The sequence below is a fragment of the Allorhizobium pseudoryzae genome, from assembly GCF_011046245.1.
GTDB lineage: Bacteria > Pseudomonadota > Alphaproteobacteria > Rhizobiales > Rhizobiaceae > Neorhizobium > Neorhizobium pseudoryzae.
Genome location: NZ_CP049241.1, coordinates 211,351 through 228,561, shown reverse-complemented (window position 1 = coordinate 228,561; position 17,211 = coordinate 211,351). Strand labels below are relative to the sequence as shown.

General features: G+C 62.5%; 22 protein-coding genes. 11 read left to right on the top strand and 11 right to left on the bottom strand.

What is annotated here, in order from left to right:
- Nucleotides 1-13: 13 nt before the first annotated feature.
- The 4 genes from G6N78_RS01335 to G6N78_RS01320 form a co-directional block, all read right to left on the bottom strand.
- Nucleotides 14-610, bottom strand: coding sequence for a histidine phosphatase family protein (locus G6N78_RS01335; protein WP_165214881.1), 597 nt, complete (start codon nucleotides 608-610; stop codon nucleotides 14-16).
- 26 nt (nucleotides 611-636) lie between these two features.
- Complete coding sequence (gene fabI, locus G6N78_RS01330) at nucleotides 637-1,455, bottom strand: enoyl-ACP reductase FabI (protein WP_165214878.1); 819 nt, start codon at nucleotides 1,453-1,455, stop codon at nucleotides 637-639.
- Nucleotides 1,456-1,586: 131 nt separating this feature from the next.
- Complete coding sequence (locus tag G6N78_RS01325; RefSeq protein ID WP_165214875.1) at nucleotides 1,587-2,741, bottom strand: J domain-containing protein; 1,155 nt, start codon at nucleotides 2,739-2,741, stop codon at nucleotides 1,587-1,589.
- A gap of 211 nt (nucleotides 2,742-2,952) precedes the next feature.
- Nucleotides 2,953-3,402 carry an RT0821/Lpp0805 family surface protein gene (locus G6N78_RS01320; RefSeq protein WP_234905854.1) on the bottom strand — a complete coding sequence of 150 codons (450 nt, stop codon included), beginning with the start codon at nucleotides 3,400-3,402 and terminating at the stop codon, nucleotides 2,953-2,955.
- A gap of 71 nt (nucleotides 3,403-3,473) precedes the next feature.
- On the opposite strand from G6N78_RS01320, the gene pdxH reads away from it, so the two are divergent.
- Complete coding sequence (pdxH, locus tag G6N78_RS01315) at nucleotides 3,474-4,094, top strand: pyridoxamine 5'-phosphate oxidase (protein WP_165214872.1); 621 nt, start codon at nucleotides 3,474-3,476, stop codon at nucleotides 4,092-4,094.
- Nucleotides 4,095-4,115: 21 nt separating this feature from the next.
- Here the strand turns inward: pdxH and G6N78_RS01310 are convergent, their stop codons facing one another.
- Both G6N78_RS01310 and G6N78_RS01305 read right to left on the bottom strand, forming a co-directional pair.
- Nucleotides 4,116-5,171: a polysaccharide deacetylase family protein gene (locus G6N78_RS01310; RefSeq protein ID WP_165214869.1), complete on the bottom strand. Its 1,056-nt coding sequence runs from the start codon at nucleotides 5,169-5,171 to the stop codon at nucleotides 4,116-4,118.
- Nucleotides 5,172-5,263: 92 nt separating this feature from the next.
- A complete protein-coding gene (locus tag G6N78_RS01305; RefSeq protein WP_165214867.1) occupies nucleotides 5,264-6,055 on the bottom strand; it encodes a sulfite exporter TauE/SafE family protein in 792 nt (263 codons plus the stop codon).
- A gap of 162 nt (nucleotides 6,056-6,217) precedes the next feature.
- Between G6N78_RS01305 and G6N78_RS01300 the strand changes: the two genes are divergently transcribed.
- Nucleotides 6,218-6,520 carry a MazG nucleotide pyrophosphohydrolase domain-containing protein gene (locus tag G6N78_RS01300; protein WP_165221124.1) on the top strand — a complete coding sequence of 101 codons (303 nt, stop codon included), beginning with the start codon at nucleotides 6,218-6,220 and terminating at the stop codon, nucleotides 6,518-6,520.
- Between the two features lie 6 nt (nucleotides 6,521-6,526).
- Here the strand turns inward: G6N78_RS01300 and G6N78_RS01295 are convergent, their stop codons facing one another.
- Together G6N78_RS01295 and G6N78_RS01290 are read right to left on the bottom strand one after the other, a co-directional pair.
- Nucleotides 6,527-6,925 (bottom strand): type II toxin-antitoxin system VapC family toxin, encoded by a 399-nt coding sequence (locus G6N78_RS01295; protein ID WP_165214864.1) that lies wholly within the window; start codon nucleotides 6,923-6,925, stop codon nucleotides 6,527-6,529.
- Complete coding sequence (locus G6N78_RS01290; RefSeq protein ID WP_165214861.1) at nucleotides 6,922-7,173, bottom strand: AbrB/MazE/SpoVT family DNA-binding domain-containing protein; 252 nt, start codon at nucleotides 7,171-7,173, stop codon at nucleotides 6,922-6,924. Before G6N78_RS01290 ends, G6N78_RS01295 begins: the two co-directional genes overlap by 4 nt.
- A 248-nt stretch (nucleotides 7,174-7,421) precedes the next feature.
- Here G6N78_RS01290 and G6N78_RS01285 point away from each other — a divergent pair, with 248 nt between their 5' ends.
- Nucleotides 7,422-7,526, top strand: a complete 105-nt coding sequence (locus G6N78_RS01285) for a type II toxin-antitoxin system HicA family toxin (protein ID WP_306416210.1) — start codon at nucleotides 7,422-7,424, stop codon at nucleotides 7,524-7,526.
- A gap of 20 nt (nucleotides 7,527-7,546) precedes the next feature.
- Nucleotides 7,547-7,966, top strand: coding sequence for a type II toxin-antitoxin system HicB family antitoxin (locus tag G6N78_RS01280; protein ID WP_165214858.1), 420 nt, complete (start codon nucleotides 7,547-7,549; stop codon nucleotides 7,964-7,966).
- 11 nt (nucleotides 7,967-7,977) lie between these two features.
- On the opposite strand, the gene G6N78_RS01275 is transcribed toward G6N78_RS01280, so the two are convergent.
- The 3 genes from G6N78_RS01275 to G6N78_RS01265 form a co-directional block, all read right to left on the bottom strand.
- Entirely contained in the window at nucleotides 7,978-8,664 is a 687-nt protein-coding gene (locus tag G6N78_RS01275; RefSeq protein WP_234905852.1) for an HAD family hydrolase, read from the bottom strand.
- Between the two features lie 309 nt (nucleotides 8,665-8,973).
- Complete coding sequence (gene tldD / locus G6N78_RS01270) at nucleotides 8,974-10,389, bottom strand: metalloprotease TldD (RefSeq protein WP_165214855.1); 1,416 nt, start codon at nucleotides 10,387-10,389, stop codon at nucleotides 8,974-8,976.
- Nucleotides 10,390-10,480: 91 nt separating this feature from the next.
- Nucleotides 10,481-11,083 (bottom strand): invasion associated locus B family protein, encoded by a 603-nt coding sequence (locus G6N78_RS01265; RefSeq protein WP_234905851.1) that lies wholly within the window; start codon nucleotides 11,081-11,083, stop codon nucleotides 10,481-10,483.
- A gap of 298 nt (nucleotides 11,084-11,381) precedes the next feature.
- Between G6N78_RS01265 and coxB the strand changes: the two genes are divergently transcribed.
- The 7 genes from coxB (at nucleotide 11,382) to G6N78_RS01230 (ending at nucleotide 17,204) form a co-directional block, all read left to right on the top strand.
- Nucleotides 11,382-12,260 (top strand): cytochrome c oxidase subunit II, encoded by an 879-nt coding sequence (gene coxB, locus G6N78_RS01260; RefSeq protein WP_165214852.1) that lies wholly within the window; start codon nucleotides 11,382-11,384, stop codon nucleotides 12,258-12,260.
- 15 nt (nucleotides 12,261-12,275) lie between these two features.
- Nucleotides 12,276-13,970 carry a cytochrome c oxidase subunit I gene (ctaD, locus tag G6N78_RS01255; protein ID WP_165214849.1) on the top strand — a complete coding sequence of 565 codons (1,695 nt, stop codon included), beginning with the start codon at nucleotides 12,276-12,278 and terminating at the stop codon, nucleotides 13,968-13,970.
- A 67-nt stretch (nucleotides 13,971-14,037) separates the two neighbouring features.
- Nucleotides 14,038-14,994 (top strand): heme o synthase, encoded by a 957-nt coding sequence (locus G6N78_RS01250; RefSeq protein WP_165214846.1) that lies wholly within the window; start codon nucleotides 14,038-14,040, stop codon nucleotides 14,992-14,994.
- Nucleotides 14,991-15,128, top strand: a complete 138-nt coding sequence (locus tag G6N78_RS01245; protein WP_165214843.1) for a cytochrome c oxidase system small membrane protein — start codon at nucleotides 14,991-14,993, stop codon at nucleotides 15,126-15,128. The genes G6N78_RS01250 and G6N78_RS01245 overlap by 4 nt, the downstream gene beginning before the upstream one ends.
- A 21-nt stretch (nucleotides 15,129-15,149) precedes the next feature.
- Nucleotides 15,150-15,773, top strand: a complete 624-nt coding sequence (locus G6N78_RS01240) for a cytochrome c oxidase assembly protein (RefSeq protein WP_165214841.1) — start codon at nucleotides 15,150-15,152, stop codon at nucleotides 15,771-15,773.
- Nucleotides 15,774-15,835: 62 nt separating this feature from the next.
- On the top strand, nucleotides 15,836-16,711 hold the full coding sequence (locus tag G6N78_RS01235) for a cytochrome c oxidase subunit 3 (protein WP_165214838.1): 876 nt from the start codon (nucleotides 15,836-15,838) through the stop codon (nucleotides 16,709-16,711).
- Between the two features lie 109 nt (nucleotides 16,712-16,820).
- Nucleotides 16,821-17,204, top strand: a complete 384-nt coding sequence (locus tag G6N78_RS01230) for a DUF983 domain-containing protein (protein WP_165214835.1) — start codon at nucleotides 16,821-16,823, stop codon at nucleotides 17,202-17,204.
- Nucleotides 17,205-17,211 lie beyond the last annotated feature (7 nt).

Genomic DNA, 17,211 nt, shown 5'->3' with positions numbered 1-17,211 from the left:
GAAAAAAGAGGTCTTAGATCTGGTGCCACTCGGCGCGATCCTTGTCGCGCTCGATGACCAGCACGCGGTCCTGCGGGATATCGCAGCGGGCCGCCTCAAGTTCATCCCACCCGCCGACGAGCTTCAGCACCGACCGGATGACGCCGCCATGGCTGACGCAGACGGTGGGTTTCTCCACCGATTGTAGCCAGGCGCCCACCCGCCATGACAGGATCTCATAGCTTTCGGCATCGGGGCCGGGCGGAATGAAAGCCCATTTTTGCCGGGAGCGCATCTTGAGACGATCCGGCGCCACAGCCCGGATCTCGTCCAGCGTATGGCCCTCCCAGTCCCCGAAGGACAGTTCGACCAGCCGGTCGTCGGTGCGGTAGTCGAGCGGGTCGAGCCCCATTTCCCCGCGTGCGAGCTGCATCGTCTCGCGGGTGCGGGAGAGGGGAGAGGCGACGAAATCGAACGCCCCCACACGGTCGCCGACCAGCATGCGAAGCGTCGCGCCATTGTGGCGCGCCTGCGCGCGCCCCTTGTCGTTCAGCCCGATGTCCTTCTGGCCCTGAAGCCTGCCTTCGGCATTCCAGTCGGTCTGCCCGTGGCGGATCATGTAGATGAGCACGGTGCCTGCCTTCGGATGCGTTCAGATCAATCTTTGACGACCGAAATGTCCGGTGCGTCCACGGCCTTCATGCCGATGACATGGTAGCCGCTGTCGGCGTGATGCACTTCGCCGGTCACCGAACGGGACAGGTCGGAGAGCATGTAGAGCCCAACATCACCCACTTCCTCGATCGACACGGTGCGGCGCAGCGGTGCGTTGTATTCGTTCCACTTCAGAATATAGCGGAAATCGCCGATGCCGGAAGCGGCCAGCGTCTTGATCGGGCCGGCCGAGATCGCGTTGACGCGAATGTTCTTCGGGCCGAGATCGACGGCGAGATATTTTACGCTCGCTTCGAGAGCCGCCTTCGCAACGCCCATGACGTTGTAGTTCGGCATGACCTTCTCGGCACCGTAATAGGTGAGCGTCAGCATGGAGCCGCCATCGGTCATCAGCTTCTCCGCCCGGCGCGCAACCGAGGTGAAGGAGTAGACCGAGATCTGCATGGTCTTGGCGAAGTTTTCCGGCGTGGTATCCACGTAACGGCCGGTCAGTTCGTCCTTGTCGGAAAAGCCGATCGCGTGCACCAGGAAGTCGATCTTGCCCCAGCGCTGCTCGATATCGGCAAAGACGGCATCGATCGAAGCTTCGTCCGCGACGTCGCAATTTCCAGCGAGGACCGCGCCGAGTTCGGCGGCCAGCGGTTCGACACGCTTCTTGATTGCGTCGCCCTGATAGGTGAACGCCACTTCGCCGCCCTGAGCATGAATGGCCTTAGCAATCCCCCAAGCGATAGAGCGATTGTTCGCGACACCCATGATGATGCCACGTTTGCCTGCCATGAGGCCAGATGCCTGAGCCATACTCGTCCCTCTGAACTATCAACGAAGGATGCCTATGGCATAGCCCGCCAGCGCGTTCAAGCTTGACGGGGATCATCTCCTGTAAGCCAGCGTAACAAAGGGTGCGCGGGCTGGAAACTGTCGCAAAAGTTTCAAACAAACAGGCCGTGGCGCATGTGGCGCATCAGGTCGACCACCTTGGCGTCCGGTTTTTCCCACAGGATGACGCGCAGTTCAACGATCAGATCGCCGCGTTCGCCGCCTTCCTTCAGGAGGCCGAGGCCCGGAACGGTAACGCTTTGGTCCGAACCGGACCAGGCCGGAACCGAAATCGGGATCTTGCCGCCCGGTGTCTCCACCTCATGTTCGCCGCCGAGGACGGCATCCTCGAGGGAGATCGACAGAACCGTGTGCAGATCGTAACCGTCCACCTGGAAGCGCTCGTCGCGGGCCATCTTGAGCGTGACGACGAGATCGCCGCGCTGCATGCCCTGAAGACGCAAGCCCTGTCCCTTCATCCGGATCTCCTGGCCGTCGGTCATGCCGGCCTCCAGCGGCAGGCGTACATCGCGACCGTCGGAGAGTGCCACCGTCGCCACGTTCAGCTTCAGCATGTCGTCGAGCGTCACCTTGGCGGTGGCCAGCAGGTCGGGCGCCTTTTCCGGCGGCGGTACTTCGCCGCGAATGCGGCGCATCAGCGAGGTGATCAGTTCCAGCGCCTGAAGCGGCAGGGGAGGCGCCGGCTTCGGTGTCGTGTCGGACGCAGCACCGGCCTCCGCCCCGGGTTCGGCATCTGCGCCGTCCTGTGATGCGCCGTCGGCCTTTGCCTGGGCCTGCTGCTGCTCGTGAAGCTTGGCACCCGCGGCTCTTGCCTCGGCGGAGGTGCCGAAGATGCGTTCGACCATTTCTTCCGGCGTTTCGGCTGCGCTGGCGCCGGAGGCCTGACCCTGTGTCCCGGTCTTGGCCTTTGCCTGACCGCCGGCCTGCACGTTGGCCCGGGCAAGTTCTTCCATTACCTGTTCGGCCTTGGCGCGCGCCGCCTTGGCCCGTTCCTCGGCCTGCCGCTGCACCTCGCGCTGCTGCATGATCGTTTGCTGCGTTTCGACCGCCCGGTCATAACGCCGCCTGCGCTCCGGATCCTTCAGCACGTCATAGGCCTGGCCCATCTCGGCAAAACGCTGTGCCGCGGTTGGATCGTCCTGGTTATGGTCCGGGTGCAGCGTCTTGGCTTTCGTACGCCATGCTGCTTTGATCTCGTCTGCAGGTGCGTCCCGTCGTACGCCGAGAATGGAATAAGGATCGCGCATCAAAGCCACCGGTCAAAAGAGGGCGCCGTCCCGATATGGCGACAGGCTGCCTCGCATGAACTCCCAAAATGAGCCTCGGGTTCCGGCTGACCGGCCGAGGCGTCGATGGGAGGAACGGTAGCGGCAGAACCGGTAAATATGCTTTTACGCGAAAGCTGGATCTAAAATTAAGCTTACCGGAAGGTAAGCGCCAAGAGCGATCAGGAGCGTCTCAGGAGCGCGCCGCAAAGGAGACGAGCATCCAGCGACCGGCAGGATCGAGGCAGGCGCTGCCCCGGTATTGGGCAATGCCGTCGAAGGCATGGCGGGTGGTGATGAAGTCCCGGCAGGTGGTGCCGTTGCGGCTCGCTTCGTGGATCGACGAGACGACGCCGGCGCTTCCGGTTGTCGTATTGGCCCAGGGAAGCGGCGAATCACCCAGCTTGGAAAGATCCGTGGAGGTGACGGCATTCAGGATGGTGATCTGGTCGGCGACGGTTTCCTGCGGCGGCTTCGGCACGGTGGCGGTCGAGATGTTGCGATCCACCTTGCTGGCGCCCTCGAAAAGGTCGAGGCTGCCGCTGGTGCAGCCGGAGACGGCCGCTGCGAGGAAAATGAATGCGAATGTCCGAACCGGAAATGACAGGGGCAGTCCAATGCGGTTTTTTGTCGTATCAGTCACTGCCACCTTGCGTCCAATCCGGAAAAGGTCCTACGGCTGCATTCGATCAGATCAGGAGCGTTTTAGTCAATATGTCGGAAGAACGGTTAACAGCTGGTGACTTCACCGAAGAGAACGAGCCCTTTGCCCTCTTTGCCACGTGGTTGAAGGATGCGGAAGCCTCCGAGATCAATGATCCGAACGCGGTTGCGCTCGCAACCGTGGATGCCGACGGGCTGCCGAATGTGCGCATGGTGTTGCTGAAAGGCTTCGATGAGCGCGGTTTCGTCTTCTATACCAATTTCGAGAGCCAGAAGGGCCGGGAAATCCTGGGCCAGAAGAAGGCGGCGATGTGCTTCCACTGGAAGTCGCTGCGCCGTCAGGTGCGGGTACGCGGTCCGGTCAGCGTCGTTTCCGATGACGAGGCGGATGCCTATTACGCCTCGCGTCCCCGCGGCAGCCGCATCGGCGCCTGGGCGTCCAAGCAGTCCCGTCCGCTGGAAGGCCGATTCGCGCTGGAAAAGGCGGTGGCCGAATACACCGCGCGTTATGCGATCGGCGAGATCCCGCGTCCGCCGCACTGGTCCGGTTTCCGCATCGAGCCGCAGTCGATCGAGTTCTGGCACGATCGGCCGTTCCGCCTGCACGACCGCGTGGAATTCCGCCATGCAGAGGGCGGGCAGGGCTGGTCGAAGACGCGGATGTATCCGTAAGGGCGAGATCAGGCAGAACCGTCAGGCGGCGTGCAGCGCGAAGGGAATGCCGGACGCCAGCGCCGCCACATAGCGGGGTTCTTGATAGTATCCGTTCAGCGAGATGCGCGGCAGACCGGTCAGGTGATCGGAAAACCGTTCGCAGATCGTGCCCGGCCGCGTGGTGACGGCCACCTGAAAACCGAGTTCTGCCGCAAGCGTCCGGTCGCGCTGGGACACGGCCGAATCGGTGCCGTAGGGATAGGCGAGGGTGACGGGACGCTCGCCGGTCAAGGCCTCCAGCCAATCGGCCGAGCGCAGCATCTCGCGCCGTGCTTCATCGTCGGACAGCCGTTTCAGCGCCCGATGGCTGACGGTATGGGCGCCGAAGCTGGCCAACGGATGGCGGATCAGTCGCACCAGTTCGTCGCGTCCCATGGTCAGCTTCTGGGTGATCTTCAACGGCTCCACCCCGTGGCGGCGGGCCAGAGCATCAAGCGCGGTCACGGCTTCTGCTTCGTCTCCGCTCTGGATGAACAGCGCAAAGCGGTCGAACGCGTCGAGCTTCTGGGTTTCCATCGCCAAAGGAACAATCTCTTCACCCGCGCCGAAATCGAAACGCAGGCTCTGTTCGGCATTCAGGATCGCCGCCAGAGTTTCCCACCAGATGCTGTGCGTGCGATCGGCAAAGCCCTCATTGATGAAGATCGTAAAGGGTACGCCATGCCGCTCGAACACCGGCAGCGCATGCTCGGCATTGTTGCGATAGCCATCGTCCAGCGTGAAGCAGGCAAAAGGCCGGTCCTTGGGCGCGCGCAGACGGTCCGGCACCTCGATGAGCGGCACGAAGTCGTATCCGTCCTCCCTGAGCCGCCGGATGGCGAGATCCAGAAATTCCGGCGTCACTTCCAGATGCGCGTTCGGTTCGATGATGCGGGGCTTAAACGGACGAACGTGATGGAGCGTGAAGATCGCGCCACGCCCGCGCGCACGGCGCATCAGGCCGAGCCGCGCCAGCACATGTGCGGTCTCCAGTCCCCCGGCAATCAAGCCGCGCTTGACGCCACGGCGCCAAATGGCATCGAGATTTACGCTCATGCGTGCCGCCGAACCTGCCTTCCACCCAACAGAAAGCGCACGCTAGCGCCTAGAAGGTTAAGTCTTGCTGAAGACGTGTGCTGTTTCCTGCTCTACCGCAGCAGGTTGTCCAGGAGCGGCAGGCTGATCAGAGCAGAGGAGGCAATCAGAGCGTAGCAGATGCGCCGGAAGGTCTGTTCGCTCGCTTTGCCGAAGAGGGCAGAGCCAATGGCGATGCCGATCGCATAACCCGGGCCGACTGCGACCGGCAGAAGCAGGCTTTCGAGAGTCAAAAGACCGGCGCTGATATAGGAGGTCGCGGAAATGACTGAACTCAGCGCGAAATAGGTCACGAGATTGGCACGCACCGTTTCCCGCGGGATGGCGCCGCCCAGCCAGTAGGCGACGACCGGCGGCCCGGACATCTGTGCCACGCCGCCGAAGACGCCAGAGACCGCGCCGGTCGCGATGCTGAGCGGGGCCTTCGGTTTTCCGTGGTAGCGCCAGCCGCTGATGAGAAAGCAGAGAAGGCCAAGGACGATGACGGAAATCGTCCAGCGCAGGATGAGCGGCGGGGCAAAGGCGAGTGCTGCCGTTCCGAGCGGCACGCCGAACAGCGCCCCGATCAGCATGGTCAGCACGTCGCGCCGGTTCGCCCGTTTGACCGCATCCGGCAGAAGCCCCAGCGTCATCGTCGCATCGATCACCAGCAGCAGCGGTGAGGCGATGCGGGGTCCGGCAAGTGCACTTGCCAGCGGCACGAAGATGAGCGCGCCGCCGAAACCGGAAAAACCGCGTGCCAGCCCGGCAACCAGCGCGACAGCAAAAAGCAGCGCGATCTGCTGAGGCGGATGGGCGATGAGAAGCTGATCGGCGGTTGCAGACAGGCTTTCGGAAAGGGGCATCAGGACGGTGTTCCGATGACGGAGGGACGGACAAGGCACGGTTTGTGAGCCGCAGCCGCTTGGCTGTCAATGATTGAATATGGCCGTCTGGTCCCGCCGTTTCGCTGGACCTTGCGTCGCGAATCGGTTTGGGATGAAACGAAACAAATGGAGAACATGGAAATGCTCGCCACGCTGATGCAACAGTTCGAGGCCGCGTCCTTGCGCTATGTGGACGCAAACGGAATGACGCGCGACCCGGATTGGTACCTGCTGAAACTGCACGAGGAGGTGGGCGAACTGACCCAGGCCTTCAACCGCAAGACTGGCCGCGGCCTTCCCAAAGGCCGCACGCCCGAGGATCTCGCCCGTGAACTCGCCGATGAGACGGCGGATGTGCTTGGCCATGTTCTGCTGTTTGCCTATGCCAACGGGCTCGACCTCGAGGCAGCGATCGAGCGGAAGTGGCGGTTCCGGCCCGAGTGAGGGTTGTTAGCTTGCAGGGCGGGCCGTTTTTCCCTGCGCGGCCAATAATGCCACCGCCTGATGGTCGAAGGAAACGAAGGCCTCTCCTCCCAGCCACAAACCCTCATGGGAAATGACGCCGTCAGCGAAATCCCCTCCGGCCTCGAGCATGGCAAGACCCGCTTCAACAGCGGATCGGTTCATGGCCACCTTGTCGGTTGCCAGAAGGTCGCGGATCGTCTGGGCAATCTCGCCTCGCGATAGTTTCGCACCGCGCCGCAGAACCCAGACGAGTTCGCAAAGTACCGGAAGGGACACGGCAATCAATGTCGCCTCCTTGAGGATTCGCGCCGCTGCAGCGCCTTGCGCGGGATCGTCCTGCAGGACAGCTCGTACCAGAACATTCGTATCGACGGTGATCTTCATTCCTCGCCGGCCCAGCCGGACTGGGCGATCTCATTGATATCGTCGATGGTGAGCGCAGTCTTCACCTTCCCCGTATGACGACCGATGAACGTGTCGATACTGCCGCTGGGGCGGGGCGCTCGGACGCGCAGTTCTCCGCCGGGCAGTTTGTCGAACACGATGCGCTCGCCGGGTTTGATGCCGAGATGCTGCAGCAGCTCGCGTTTCAGCGTTACCTGGCCCTTCATCGTCACGGTCAGAGATGTCATTGCGGATCTCCTTTGATAACAAAGGTAATGGAAATTTCCATTCGCGCAAGCGGCGGATGTACAGGCTGGTCGGCAGTGACAGGACGTCTTGAGCTTGAAGATGTCACAACAGTTGTGTATAATTACACAACAAGGAGCTGCGCATGACACCTAAGCGAAGCCCGATGACGCCGCGCGAGGTGGCCAGACGCCTGAAAGATTAGGGCTGGTTGATCAAGCGTTATGGCCCTGGCGATCACGTCCAATATGTGCATCCGCAGATACTGCGGAGGGTCTCGCTTGACATGGGTGTCCGGGAGATCCCGACAGGCACGCTCCGTTCCATTTTCCGGCAGGCCTGGTGGGATTGGTAATGGGCAAGGAACAGAGCCAGATGCAGACGACATACGGAATTTTGCACCACGAAAACCAGTCTTTCGGCGTTTCCTTTCCCGATTTTCCCGGCTGCGTGACAGGTGGAGCGACCGAGGAGGAGGCGCTTCGCAAGGCGGATGAGGTTCTGACTTTCCATGTCGCCGGAATGGTCGAGGATGGCGAAGCGCTGCCGATCTCACGGACGCTGGAAGACCTGCGGCTGGACCCTGACGTGCAGGAGGCTCTGGTGGACGGCACGATCTTCGTCGCCCGCTACGACGTTCCGCGCAAGGCCGTCCGCATCAACATCTCGATGGATGAAGGCCTTGTCGAAGCCGTCGATCGCGCGGCCGGCCGCATCAACCAGAGCCGGTCCGCCTTCCTCGCCGATGCCGCCCGCCGACGGCTGGAGGAACTGGTCTTCGATAAGACCGGCTGAGACGCCGCCGATCATTGAGCCGCTAAATCCGCCACCTTGCGATCGAAGAATGCGCAGCAGTGATCAAGGCTCTCGGCTACCACGGCGCAGAGCGCCCGGATCTCCTCGGTCGGTGCCAGCATGTCCGGCACCATCACCGCCATCATCCCGGCCGAGGCGGCACTACGGATGCCGTTGAAACTGTCTTCCAGCGCCAGGCAATCGGACGGCGCAATACCGAGCCGGACCGCGGCCGCCAGATAGGGGTCCGGCGCCGGCTTGCCGCGCGGATAATCGCCGTGAGCGACAATGTGGTGGAAGCGATCGAGGATGCCGAGTTCGCCGAGATGGTGCTTGACCTGAAAATGCGCCGAGGAGGTGCAGACCGCCCGCGGCAGCTCGTGGTCGTCCAGCAGATCGAGGAGCGCGACCACGCCCGGCTTCAGCCTGAGCTCGGTCTCCGTCAGCCGGTCGAAATGCGCAAGCCAGGCGGCGCGGAAGAGATCGGCATCAAAATCCTGCCCGTAATGCTCCCGCAGCAGTTCGGCAATGCTCACCCACGGGCGCCCCAGCATGCCTTCGTAGATCGACGGACCGATCGGCAGCCCGGCGTCTTCAGCGGCTGAGATGATCGACTGGCGATAGAGGATTTCGGTATCGAGCAACAGGCCGTCCATATCGAAGACGACGGCTTTGGGCGGACGGGGCAGCATGGACATTGGATCTCGCCTTCAAAAATGCCGGATACCCAAATCCTGGAACGGTCGCAAGAGGTAACGGTGCAGGCCGTCCATAAAGCGCCCGTGTGCGGCGTCGCCCCCCTCTGGCCTGCCGGCCATCTCCCCCACAAGGGGGGAGATCGAATTGCGGCCCGCTTCTTGCCCCAAAAGAATTTAAGCTGCGTCCTAAACTCGAGGCTTTAGGTGCAGGTGCGTGATGGGAAGCCGGTGCGCCTTGCCGATCTCTCCCCGTGTGGGGGAGATGCCCGGCAGGGCAGAGGGGGGTAAACCCGGAAACGCGAGCCCGGCTTACGCCTTGGTGCCGCCCACCGTCACCTGATCCATCCTCAGATGCGGCTGGCCGACGCCGACGGGCACCCATTGGCCACCCTTGCCGCAATTGCCGATGCCGGTATCGAGCTTGGTGTCGTTGCCGACCATTGAGACGCGTTTCATCGCATCCGGCCCGTTGCCGATCAGCATGGCGCCCTTGATGGGCGCGCCGATCTTGCCGTTCTCGATCAGGTAGGCCTCGGTGCAGCCGAAGACGAATTTGCCGGACGTGATGTCCACCTGGCCGCCGCCGAAGGAAACGGCATAGACGCCCTTTTTGACCGACGCGATGATCTCCTCCGGGGTCTTGTCGCCGGAGAGCATGTAGGTATTGGTCATCCGCGGCATCGGCTGGTAGGCATAGCCCTGGCGGCGGCCGTTGCCGGTCGCCTTCATGCCCATCAGCCGGGCGTTTTGCCGGTCCTGCATGTAACCGACGAGTTTGCCGTTCTCGATCAGGACGTTATAGGCGGATGGCGTGCCTTCGTCGTCGACGGTGATCGAACCGCGGCGGTTGTCGATCGTGCCGTCATCGACGACCGTGACACCGGGAGCCGCGACCATTTCGCCCAGCAAGCCGGCAAAGGCGGAGGTCTTCTTGCGGTTGAAATCGCCTTCCAGTCCGTGGCCCACGGCCTCGTGCAGCATCACGCCCGGCCAACCATTGCCGAGCACCACATCCATGGTGCCGGCCGGCGCGTCGATCGCCTCGAGGTTGACGAGCGCCTGGCGTAGCGCCTCATCCGCTCCGGTATGCCAGTTGCTGCCGGTGACGAAATCACCGAAACCGATGCGGCCGCCGGTGCCGAACGAACCGCTTTCCTGCCGGTCGCCATCGCCCACCACGACGGAAATGTTTATGCGCGTCATCGGCCGGATGTCCTGCACCCGGTGACCATCGGCGCGCAGGATATCGACCACCTGCCAGCTCGCCGCCACCGAGGCCGTTACCTGGCGCACCTTCGGATCCTTGGCGCGCAGATAGGCGTCGATCTCTGTCAGAAGCGCCACCTTCTGCTCGAAAGAGGGCTGGCCGATCGGGTTCTCGTCGCCGTAGAGCTTTTTGTTGGTCCGCTGGGGGGCGCCCGCATAGGAGCCGGAATAACCGCGGGTCACGGCCTGCACGGCATCGGCCGCACGGGTGAGCGCCGACGCGGAGAGTTCTCCCGAATGGGCGTATCCGACGGCCTCGCCCGCCACGGCGCGTAGGCCAAAACCCTGGTCGGTGTTGAACGAGCCACCCTTCAGGCGGCCATTGTCGAAGGTGAGCGATTCGGCCTGGGCGTGTTCGAGATAGAGTTCGCCGTCATCGGCGCCGGAAAGCGCGTCGGCGAGAATCTGGCGCAGGCGGCTCTCGTCGCAGTCGAACAGGTTGATGAGGTCGGTGTTCATCGTCAGGCTCCTTTGGCCGATGAGATGAAGACCCGGCCGTCTTGTGCCGATGTAGGTTCGAAGACTGGCCGAAGCAAGCCTCGCGAGAGGGTCAGGGGAGGGCGTCGTAACCGGTGGCGAAGCCCGAAAGCTCGATCGGAATGCCAACGCGGTCCTGATCGACCGATTCGCGCAGCGCAAAGACGGCCCGCTTTCCGGCACGCAGGATCTTCATCAGCTCGTCGTCGATTTCCACTTCCACGTAGCAGCCTTCGGAGAAGCAGCGCGTGAAATAGGCGCGGCCGATATTGTTGCCATCGACGAAGAGGTCCATGCCGTCCTTTAAAAGCACGCCGAGCGGCGCGAGGATGCGCAGGATGCGGGCTTTCCGGTCGGCCGTCTTCAGCACGACGACCGACAGGCCGACTTCCGGCCGGTCCTCGGCGATCACGTTCTGCATCAGGGCGCACTGGTCGGCAGTGGAGCCGGCCGGCTTGTCGCAGAGGATGGACCAGGCGCCGTGATTGCCCTTGACCGTTCCCGCCTGCGGCGCGCCACCCGGCTGCTGTGGTGCGGTCGGGGCCGGTATCTGCTGCGCATCCGGGCGAGCCTGCTTTTCCGCCGGCTGAGTCGCCTGGGCGAGCACCGGCGCGGCCGGAAGCACAACCGGCATCAGGGCGGCCAGGGCGGCGGCGCACAGGGTGGGGAAACGCATGGATACCTCTGTCTTTCGAATCAGTCTGGCTATTCTTGTCGCCCGCAACCGCGAATGAAAAGCCCTTGACCTCATTTCAGCCGAGTGCGGCGAAAATGCGGAGCGGCCGGGAGGCTTAATTTTCGCAGGTTTTGCACCGCAATTTGACAACGCGCAAAAATGCCGCACGAAGAGCACGGGTCAAGCCGTGGCCGGATGTTGCGACAACTGCTAAACTGTGGTTCAACCGATAGGCTATAGCATTGGGAATGCGCGTGACGATCTGATCTAGATCAAACGCATGGGGAGAGACATCGTGATGAACAGAGCCTGCGCAGCCTTGGCTGCAACACTCTGTCTGCTGTTCGCTTCGGGGGCGGCAGCAGACCAGCCTGTACCGTGGCAGCTGGACCTCCAGCAGCCCGTGACGCCGATCATGCATGAGATCAAGTGGTTTTCGCACTACACTTTGTGGTTCATCGTGCCGATCACCCTGTTCGTGCTGGCACTTCTGATCTGGGTGGTCGTGCGTTACCGCGCAAGTGCCAACCCGGTACCGTCGCGCACGAGCCACAACACGACGATCGAAGTGGTGTGGACGCTCGGGCCGGTGCTCATCCTGCTCTTCCTGGCGATCCCCTCGTTCAATCTGCTCAATGCGCAGCTGACGATCCCGCAGAACCCGGACGTGACCGTCAAGGCGACGGCCACACAGTGGCTGTGGAGCTATGAATACGAAGGCCTGCAGACGCCGGTTGGTTTCGACAGCTATCTGCTGCAGGACAAGGACCGCGCCGATGCCGGCAAGGAAGACCGCACGCGCTATCCGCGCCTGCTCGCCGTCGACAACGAACTGGTCCTGCCGGTGAACAAGACGGTGCGCATGCTGGTGACGGCCGCGCCGACCGATGTCATCCACGCCTTCGCCATGCCCGCCTTCGGCGTCAAGATCGATGCCGTGCCGGGCCGTCTGAACGAGACCTGGTTCCGCGCCGAGAAGGAAGGCCTTTATTACGGCCAGTGTTCCGAGCTTTGCGGTAAGGACCACGCCTTCATGCCGATCGCCATCCGCGTCGTCTCCGATGCGCAGTACCAGGCCTGGCTCGCCGCTGCCGGAAGCGACCTTCCGGGCGCCAACCGCCAGCTGATGGCCGCCACCGACCAGCCGGCTCGCGCCGTCGACGTCGCGTCCAAGTAAGGGGAGTTGAGGACAATGGCTGGACATTCGACACATGATGGTCATCACGCCCGCGTTGCGGACGGCGCGCATGCGCATGACGATCACCACGATCACAAGCTGACTTTCTTCGAGCGCTGGTTCAAGTCGACGAACCACAAGGATATCGGCACGCTCTATCTGATCTTCGCGATCTTCGCCGGCATCGTCGGCGGTCTGCTCTCGGTCTTCATGCGCATGGAGCTGCAGGAGCCGGGCATCCAGATCTTCCATGGCCTTGCCGCCATGGTCTACGGTTTCGAAGGTGATGCGGCGATCGACGGCGGCAAGCACATGTATAATGTGTTCACCACCGCACATGCGCTCATCATGATCTTCTTCATGGTCATGCCGGCCATGATCGGCGGTTTCGCCAACTGGATGATCCCGATCATGATCGGCGCTCCGGACATGGCCTTCCCGCGTCTGAACAACATTTCCTTCTGGCTCATCGTGCCGGCCTTCCTGCTGCTGCTGCTCTCCATGTTCGTGGAAGGCCCGGCGGGGGCTTACGGTGTCGGCGGTGGCTGGACCATGTATCCGCCGCTTGCGACGAGCGGGCATCCGGGACCGGCGGTGGATCTGGCGATCTTTGCGCTGCACGTGGCCGGTGCCTCGTCGATCCTCGGCGCGATTAACTTCATCACCACCATCCTCAACATGCGCGCTCCGGGCATGACGCTGCACAAGATGCCGCTGTTTGCCTGGGCGGTGCTGGTCACGGCCTTCCTGCTGCTGCTCTCGCTGCCGGTTCTGGCAGGCGGCATCACCATGCTCCTGACCGACCGCAACTTCGGCACGACCTTCTTTGCGCCGGAAGGCGGCGGTGACCCGATCCTCTACCAGCACCTGTTCTGGTTCTTCGGTCACCCGGAAGTCTACATCCTGATCCTGCCCGGTTTCGGCATCATCAGCCACATCATCTCGACCTTCTCGAAGAAGCCGGTCTTCGGTTACCTCGGCATGGCCTATGCGATGGTGGCGATCGGCGCGGTCGGCTTCATCGTCTGGGCTCACCACATGTACACGGTCGGCCTGTCGCTGGATGCTCAGCGCTACTTCGTCTTCGCGACCATGGTCATCGCGGTTCCGACGGGCGTGAAGATCTTCTCCTGGATCGCGACGATGTGGGGCGGTTCGCTCTCCTTCCGCACGCCGATGATCTGGGCGATCGGCTTCATCTTCCTGTTCACCGTCGGTGGCGTGACGGGCGTACAGCTCGCCAATGCCGGCCTCGACCGGTCGCTGCACGACACCTATTACGTGGTGGCCCACTTCCACTACGTTCTGTCGCTCGGCGCCGTTTTCGCCATCTTCGCGGCCTGGTACTACTGGTTCCCGAAGATGACCGGCTACATGTATTCCGAAACGCTGGGCAACCTGCATTTCTGGGTCATGTTCGTCGGCGTCAACCTCGTGTTCTTCCCGCAGCACTTCCTCGGTCTGGCCGGCATGCCGCGCCGTTACATCGACTATCCGGATGCCTATGTCGGCTGGAACTACGTGTCGTCCATCGGCTCCTACATCTCGTTTGTCGGCGTGCTGATCTTCCTCTTCAGCGTCTGGGAAGCGTTTGCCAAGAAGCGGGTCGCCGGTGACAATCCGTGGGGTGAGGGTGCAACCACGCTCGAATGGCAGCTCTCGTCTCCGCCGCCGTTCCACCAGTGGGAACAGCTGCCCCGCATCAAGTAATGCCAGTACCGTTCGGCGCGGGCGAAGGGCTTGCGCCGAACGGGCGTTTTGCAAAACAGGAATGACAATGACCACGATCGACGATCACGCAGATCTGCTGACAGAGGAGCAGGTTCGCCTCTCCGAAGCCGGGGCGCGGGATTTCTTCGAACTCCTGAAGCCGCGCGTCATGTCGCTGGTGGTCTTCACGGCCTTTGCCGGCCTGCTTCTGGCGCCGGGCACCATCAATCCGATCATTGGCGCGATTGCGATCCTCTGCATCGCCGTGGGGGCGGGTGCCTCCGGCGCGCTCAACATGTGGTACGATGCCGATATCGATGCGGTGATGACGCGCACCGCGCGCCGCCCCATTCCGGCTGGCCGCATCATGCCGCAGGAGGCGCTGGCCTTCGGCCTGACGCTCTCGACCTTTTCCGTGGCGATCCTCGGCCTGGTGGTCAACTGGTTTGCCGCCGGCCTGCTGGCCTTCACGATCTTCTTCTACGCCGTCGTCTACACGATGTGGCTGAAGCGTTCGACGCCGCAGAACATCGTGATCGGCGGCGCCTCCGGTGCCTTCCCGCCGATGATCGGCTGGGCCTGCGTCACCGGTGGCGTGTCCCTCGACAGCATTGTTCTGTTCCTCATCATTTTCCTGTGGACGCCGGCGCATTTCTGGGCGCTCGCCCTCTTTAAGATGCGTGATTACGGCTCGGTCGGCATTCCGATGATGCCGAACGTGGCCGGCGAAAGCTCCACCAAGAACCAGATCCTGGTCTATGCCGTGCTGACGGCGGTCATCGCGGTTGTGCCCGCCATGACCGGTCTCGTCGGCTGGGGTTACGGCGCCTTTGCCGCTTTGCTCGGCGCCATCTTCGTTTACTGTTCCATCGCCGTCCGGCGCATGCCGGAGGGCGACGAGAAGATGATGCCGGCCAAGCGCATGTTTGCCTATTCGGTGCTCTATCTCTTCGCCATCTTCTCCGCGCTGATTGCCAGCCATTACGGCCAGCACCTCCTCGACCTTGTCGGAGCTTCGGCATGATCGAGACGATGAAGCCGACGGAGGCCCAGAAGAAATCGCGGCGGGGTCGCAACATCGCGCTCGGCCTTGTGCTCGCGGCGCTGGTGCTGCTGTTTTACGTGGTCACCATCATCAAACTGGGCGGAATGGGCTGAACGGGACGGGAGGAGAACGGGATGGCCAATCAGCAGGGAACGATCGATCGCCAGGCGAAAAACCAGGGCCGGGTGGGCAACAGCACCATTCTCGTCGCGTGTCTGGTCTTTGTCGGCGGCATGGTGGGCGCGGCCTATGCGTCGGTGCCGCTCTACCGCCTGTTCTGTCAGGTCACCGGCTATAACGGCACCACGCAGCGGGTGGAGCAGTATTCCGAGACCATTCTCGACCGGACGATGCGCGTCAGCTTCGATGCCAACACCTCGACCGGCCTGAACTGGGAGTTCAAGCCTGTCGACAAGATGGTGGAACCGCGGATCGGCGAAACGGTGCAGATCAACTACATGGCGACCAACCGCTCGCCCGTGCCGGTGACCGGGACCGCCGTCTTCAACGTGACGCCGATGGAAGCCGGGGCCTATTTCAACAAGGTGCAGTGCTTCTGCTTTACGGAGACGACGCTGAAGCCCGGCGAAACCTTGGAAATGCCCGTCGTGTTCTTCATCGATCCGGAGATCGTCAAGGCGGAAGAAACAAGGAATATCAAGAATATCACGCTGTCCTACACCTTCTATCCCAGCCAGGGGGCCAAGCCGGTTGCCGGTTTGAAGGGCGAGAAGTTGGACGGCGCGAACAGGTTGTGAGAGAGGGCTCGTCCGTTTTTTCGACGGACGGGCTTTGAGGAGAAACTTCGGGGACTGATCACATGGCGGAAGCGCATCAAAAGAACCACGACTACCATATCATAGACCCGAGCATCTGGCCGCTGATGGCCTCGGTCGGTGCCTTCATTGTCACCTTCGGCGGTGTCGGTTACATGCGGTACCTGCATGGCGGCACCTTCCACATGTTCGGCCTGAACTTCGCCCATCCGTGGCTCTTCTTCATCGGCCTTGCCATCCTGATCTACACCATGGTCGGCTGGTGGGCCGATACGATCAAGGAAGGTCGCGAAGGCCACCATACCCGTGTCGTGTCGCTGCATCTGCGTTACGGCATGATCATGTTCATCGCCTCCGAAGTGATGTTCTTCGTCGCCTGGTTCTGGGCCTTCTTCGATGCGAGCCTCTATGCCAACGAAGCGATCCAGGCGAGCCGCGTCGGCGCGACCGGTGGTCAGTGGCCGCCGAAGGGCATCGAGGTTCTCGATCCCTGGCACCTGCCGCTCTACAACACGGTGATCCTGCTTCTCTCCGGCACCTGTGTCACCTGGGCGCACCACGCGCTCCTGCACAATGACCGCAAGGGCCTGGTGAACGGCCTGGCGCTGACGGTGGTGCTTGGCGTGCTGTTCTCCTTCGTGCAGGTCTACGAATACATGCACGCGCCATTCGACTTCAAGAACTCGATCTATGGCGCGACCTTCTTCATGTCGACCGGTTTCCATGGGTTCCACGTCTTCGTCGGCACCATCTTCCTGCTGGTCTGCCTGATCCGCGCGGTCAATGGCGGCTTCACCCCGCAGAAACATTTCGGCTTCGAAGCCGCTGCCTGGTACTGGCATTTCGTGGACGTGGTCTGGCTCTTCCTCTTCTTCGCCATCTACATCTGGGGTGGCTGGGGCGCGCCGCTGGCGCATTGAGCCGGCGACCTGAACCGTTGACAATGGGAGGGGCGGGCCGGAACCGCCCCTTTTCCGTTAGGCTCCTCCCATCAGGTGCCCGCTCACGCCCGCCGAAAGGATCGACCGCATGCCGAAGGACGAAGCCCATTATCCGCCGCAGGATGCCGTCTCCACGGGGCTTCGCGGCCATTGCCCCCGCTGCGGCCAGGGCCGGCTGTTCGATGGTCTGCTGAAGGTGAAGCCGCGCTGCACCGCCTGCGGGCTCGACTATGGTTTTGCCGATGCCGGCGATGGCCCGGCGGTCTTCGTCATGCTGCTCGTCGGTTTTCTGGTGGTCGGTTTTGCGCTCTGGTTCGAGTTCACCTTCCATCCGACCGTCTGGCTGCATTTTCTCGTCACGCTGCCCTTTGCGGTCATCGTCTGCCTCGGCAGCCTGCGGGCGCTGAAAGGCCTGCTGATTGCGCTGCAGTACAAGCACAATGCCAGCGAGGGCCGGATTGACCGCGAGTAAGCCCGAT

Excerpts from the sequence above, each read along its gene's own strand:
- fabI (WP_165214878.1), bottom strand. The coding sequence starts at position 1,455 with ATGGCTCAGGCATCTGGCCTCATGGCAGGCAAACGTGGCATCATCATG.
- G6N78_RS01325 (WP_165214875.1), bottom strand. The coding sequence starts at position 2,741 with ATGCGCGATCCTTATTCCATTCTCGGCGTACGACGGGACGCACCTGCA.
- pdxH (WP_165214872.1), top strand. The coding sequence starts at position 3,474 with ATGTCGGAAGAACGGTTAACAGCTGGTGACTTCACCGAAGAGAACGAG.
- G6N78_RS01310 (WP_165214869.1), bottom strand. The coding sequence starts at position 5,171 with ATGAGCGTAAATCTCGATGCCATTTGGCGCCGTGGCGTCAAGCGCGGC.
- G6N78_RS01305 (WP_165214867.1), bottom strand. The coding sequence starts at position 6,055 with ATGCCCCTTTCCGAAAGCCTGTCTGCAACCGCCGATCAGCTTCTCATC.
- G6N78_RS01300 (WP_165221124.1), top strand. The coding sequence starts at position 6,218 with ATGCTCGCCACGCTGATGCAACAGTTCGAGGCCGCGTCCTTGCGCTAT.
- G6N78_RS01295 (WP_165214864.1), bottom strand. The coding sequence starts at position 6,925 with ATGAAGATCACCGTCGATACGAATGTTCTGGTACGAGCTGTCCTGCAG.
- G6N78_RS01290 (WP_165214861.1), bottom strand. The coding sequence starts at position 7,173 with ATGACATCTCTGACCGTGACGATGAAGGGCCAGGTAACGCTGAAACGC.
- G6N78_RS01280 (WP_165214858.1), top strand. The coding sequence starts at position 7,547 with ATGCAGACGACATACGGAATTTTGCACCACGAAAACCAGTCTTTCGGC.
- G6N78_RS01275 (WP_234905852.1), bottom strand. The coding sequence starts at position 8,664 with ATGTCCATGCTGCCCCGTCCGCCCAAAGCCGTCGTCTTCGATATGGAC.
- tldD (WP_165214855.1), bottom strand. The coding sequence starts at position 10,389 with ATGAACACCGACCTCATCAACCTGTTCGACTGCGACGAGAGCCGCCTG.
- G6N78_RS01265 (WP_234905851.1), bottom strand. The coding sequence starts at position 11,083 with ATGCGTTTCCCCACCCTGTGCGCCGCCGCCCTGGCCGCCCTGATGCCG.
- coxB (WP_165214852.1), top strand. The coding sequence starts at position 11,382 with ATGAACAGAGCCTGCGCAGCCTTGGCTGCAACACTCTGTCTGCTGTTC.
- ctaD (WP_165214849.1), top strand. The coding sequence starts at position 12,276 with ATGGCTGGACATTCGACACATGATGGTCATCACGCCCGCGTTGCGGAC.
- G6N78_RS01250 (WP_165214846.1), top strand. The coding sequence starts at position 14,038 with ATGACCACGATCGACGATCACGCAGATCTGCTGACAGAGGAGCAGGTT.
- G6N78_RS01245 (WP_165214843.1), top strand. The coding sequence starts at position 14,991 with ATGATCGAGACGATGAAGCCGACGGAGGCCCAGAAGAAATCGCGGCGG.
- G6N78_RS01240 (WP_165214841.1), top strand. The coding sequence starts at position 15,150 with ATGGCCAATCAGCAGGGAACGATCGATCGCCAGGCGAAAAACCAGGGC.
- G6N78_RS01235 (WP_165214838.1), top strand. The coding sequence starts at position 15,836 with ATGGCGGAAGCGCATCAAAAGAACCACGACTACCATATCATAGACCCG.
- G6N78_RS01230 (WP_165214835.1), top strand. The coding sequence starts at position 16,821 with ATGCCGAAGGACGAAGCCCATTATCCGCCGCAGGATGCCGTCTCCACG.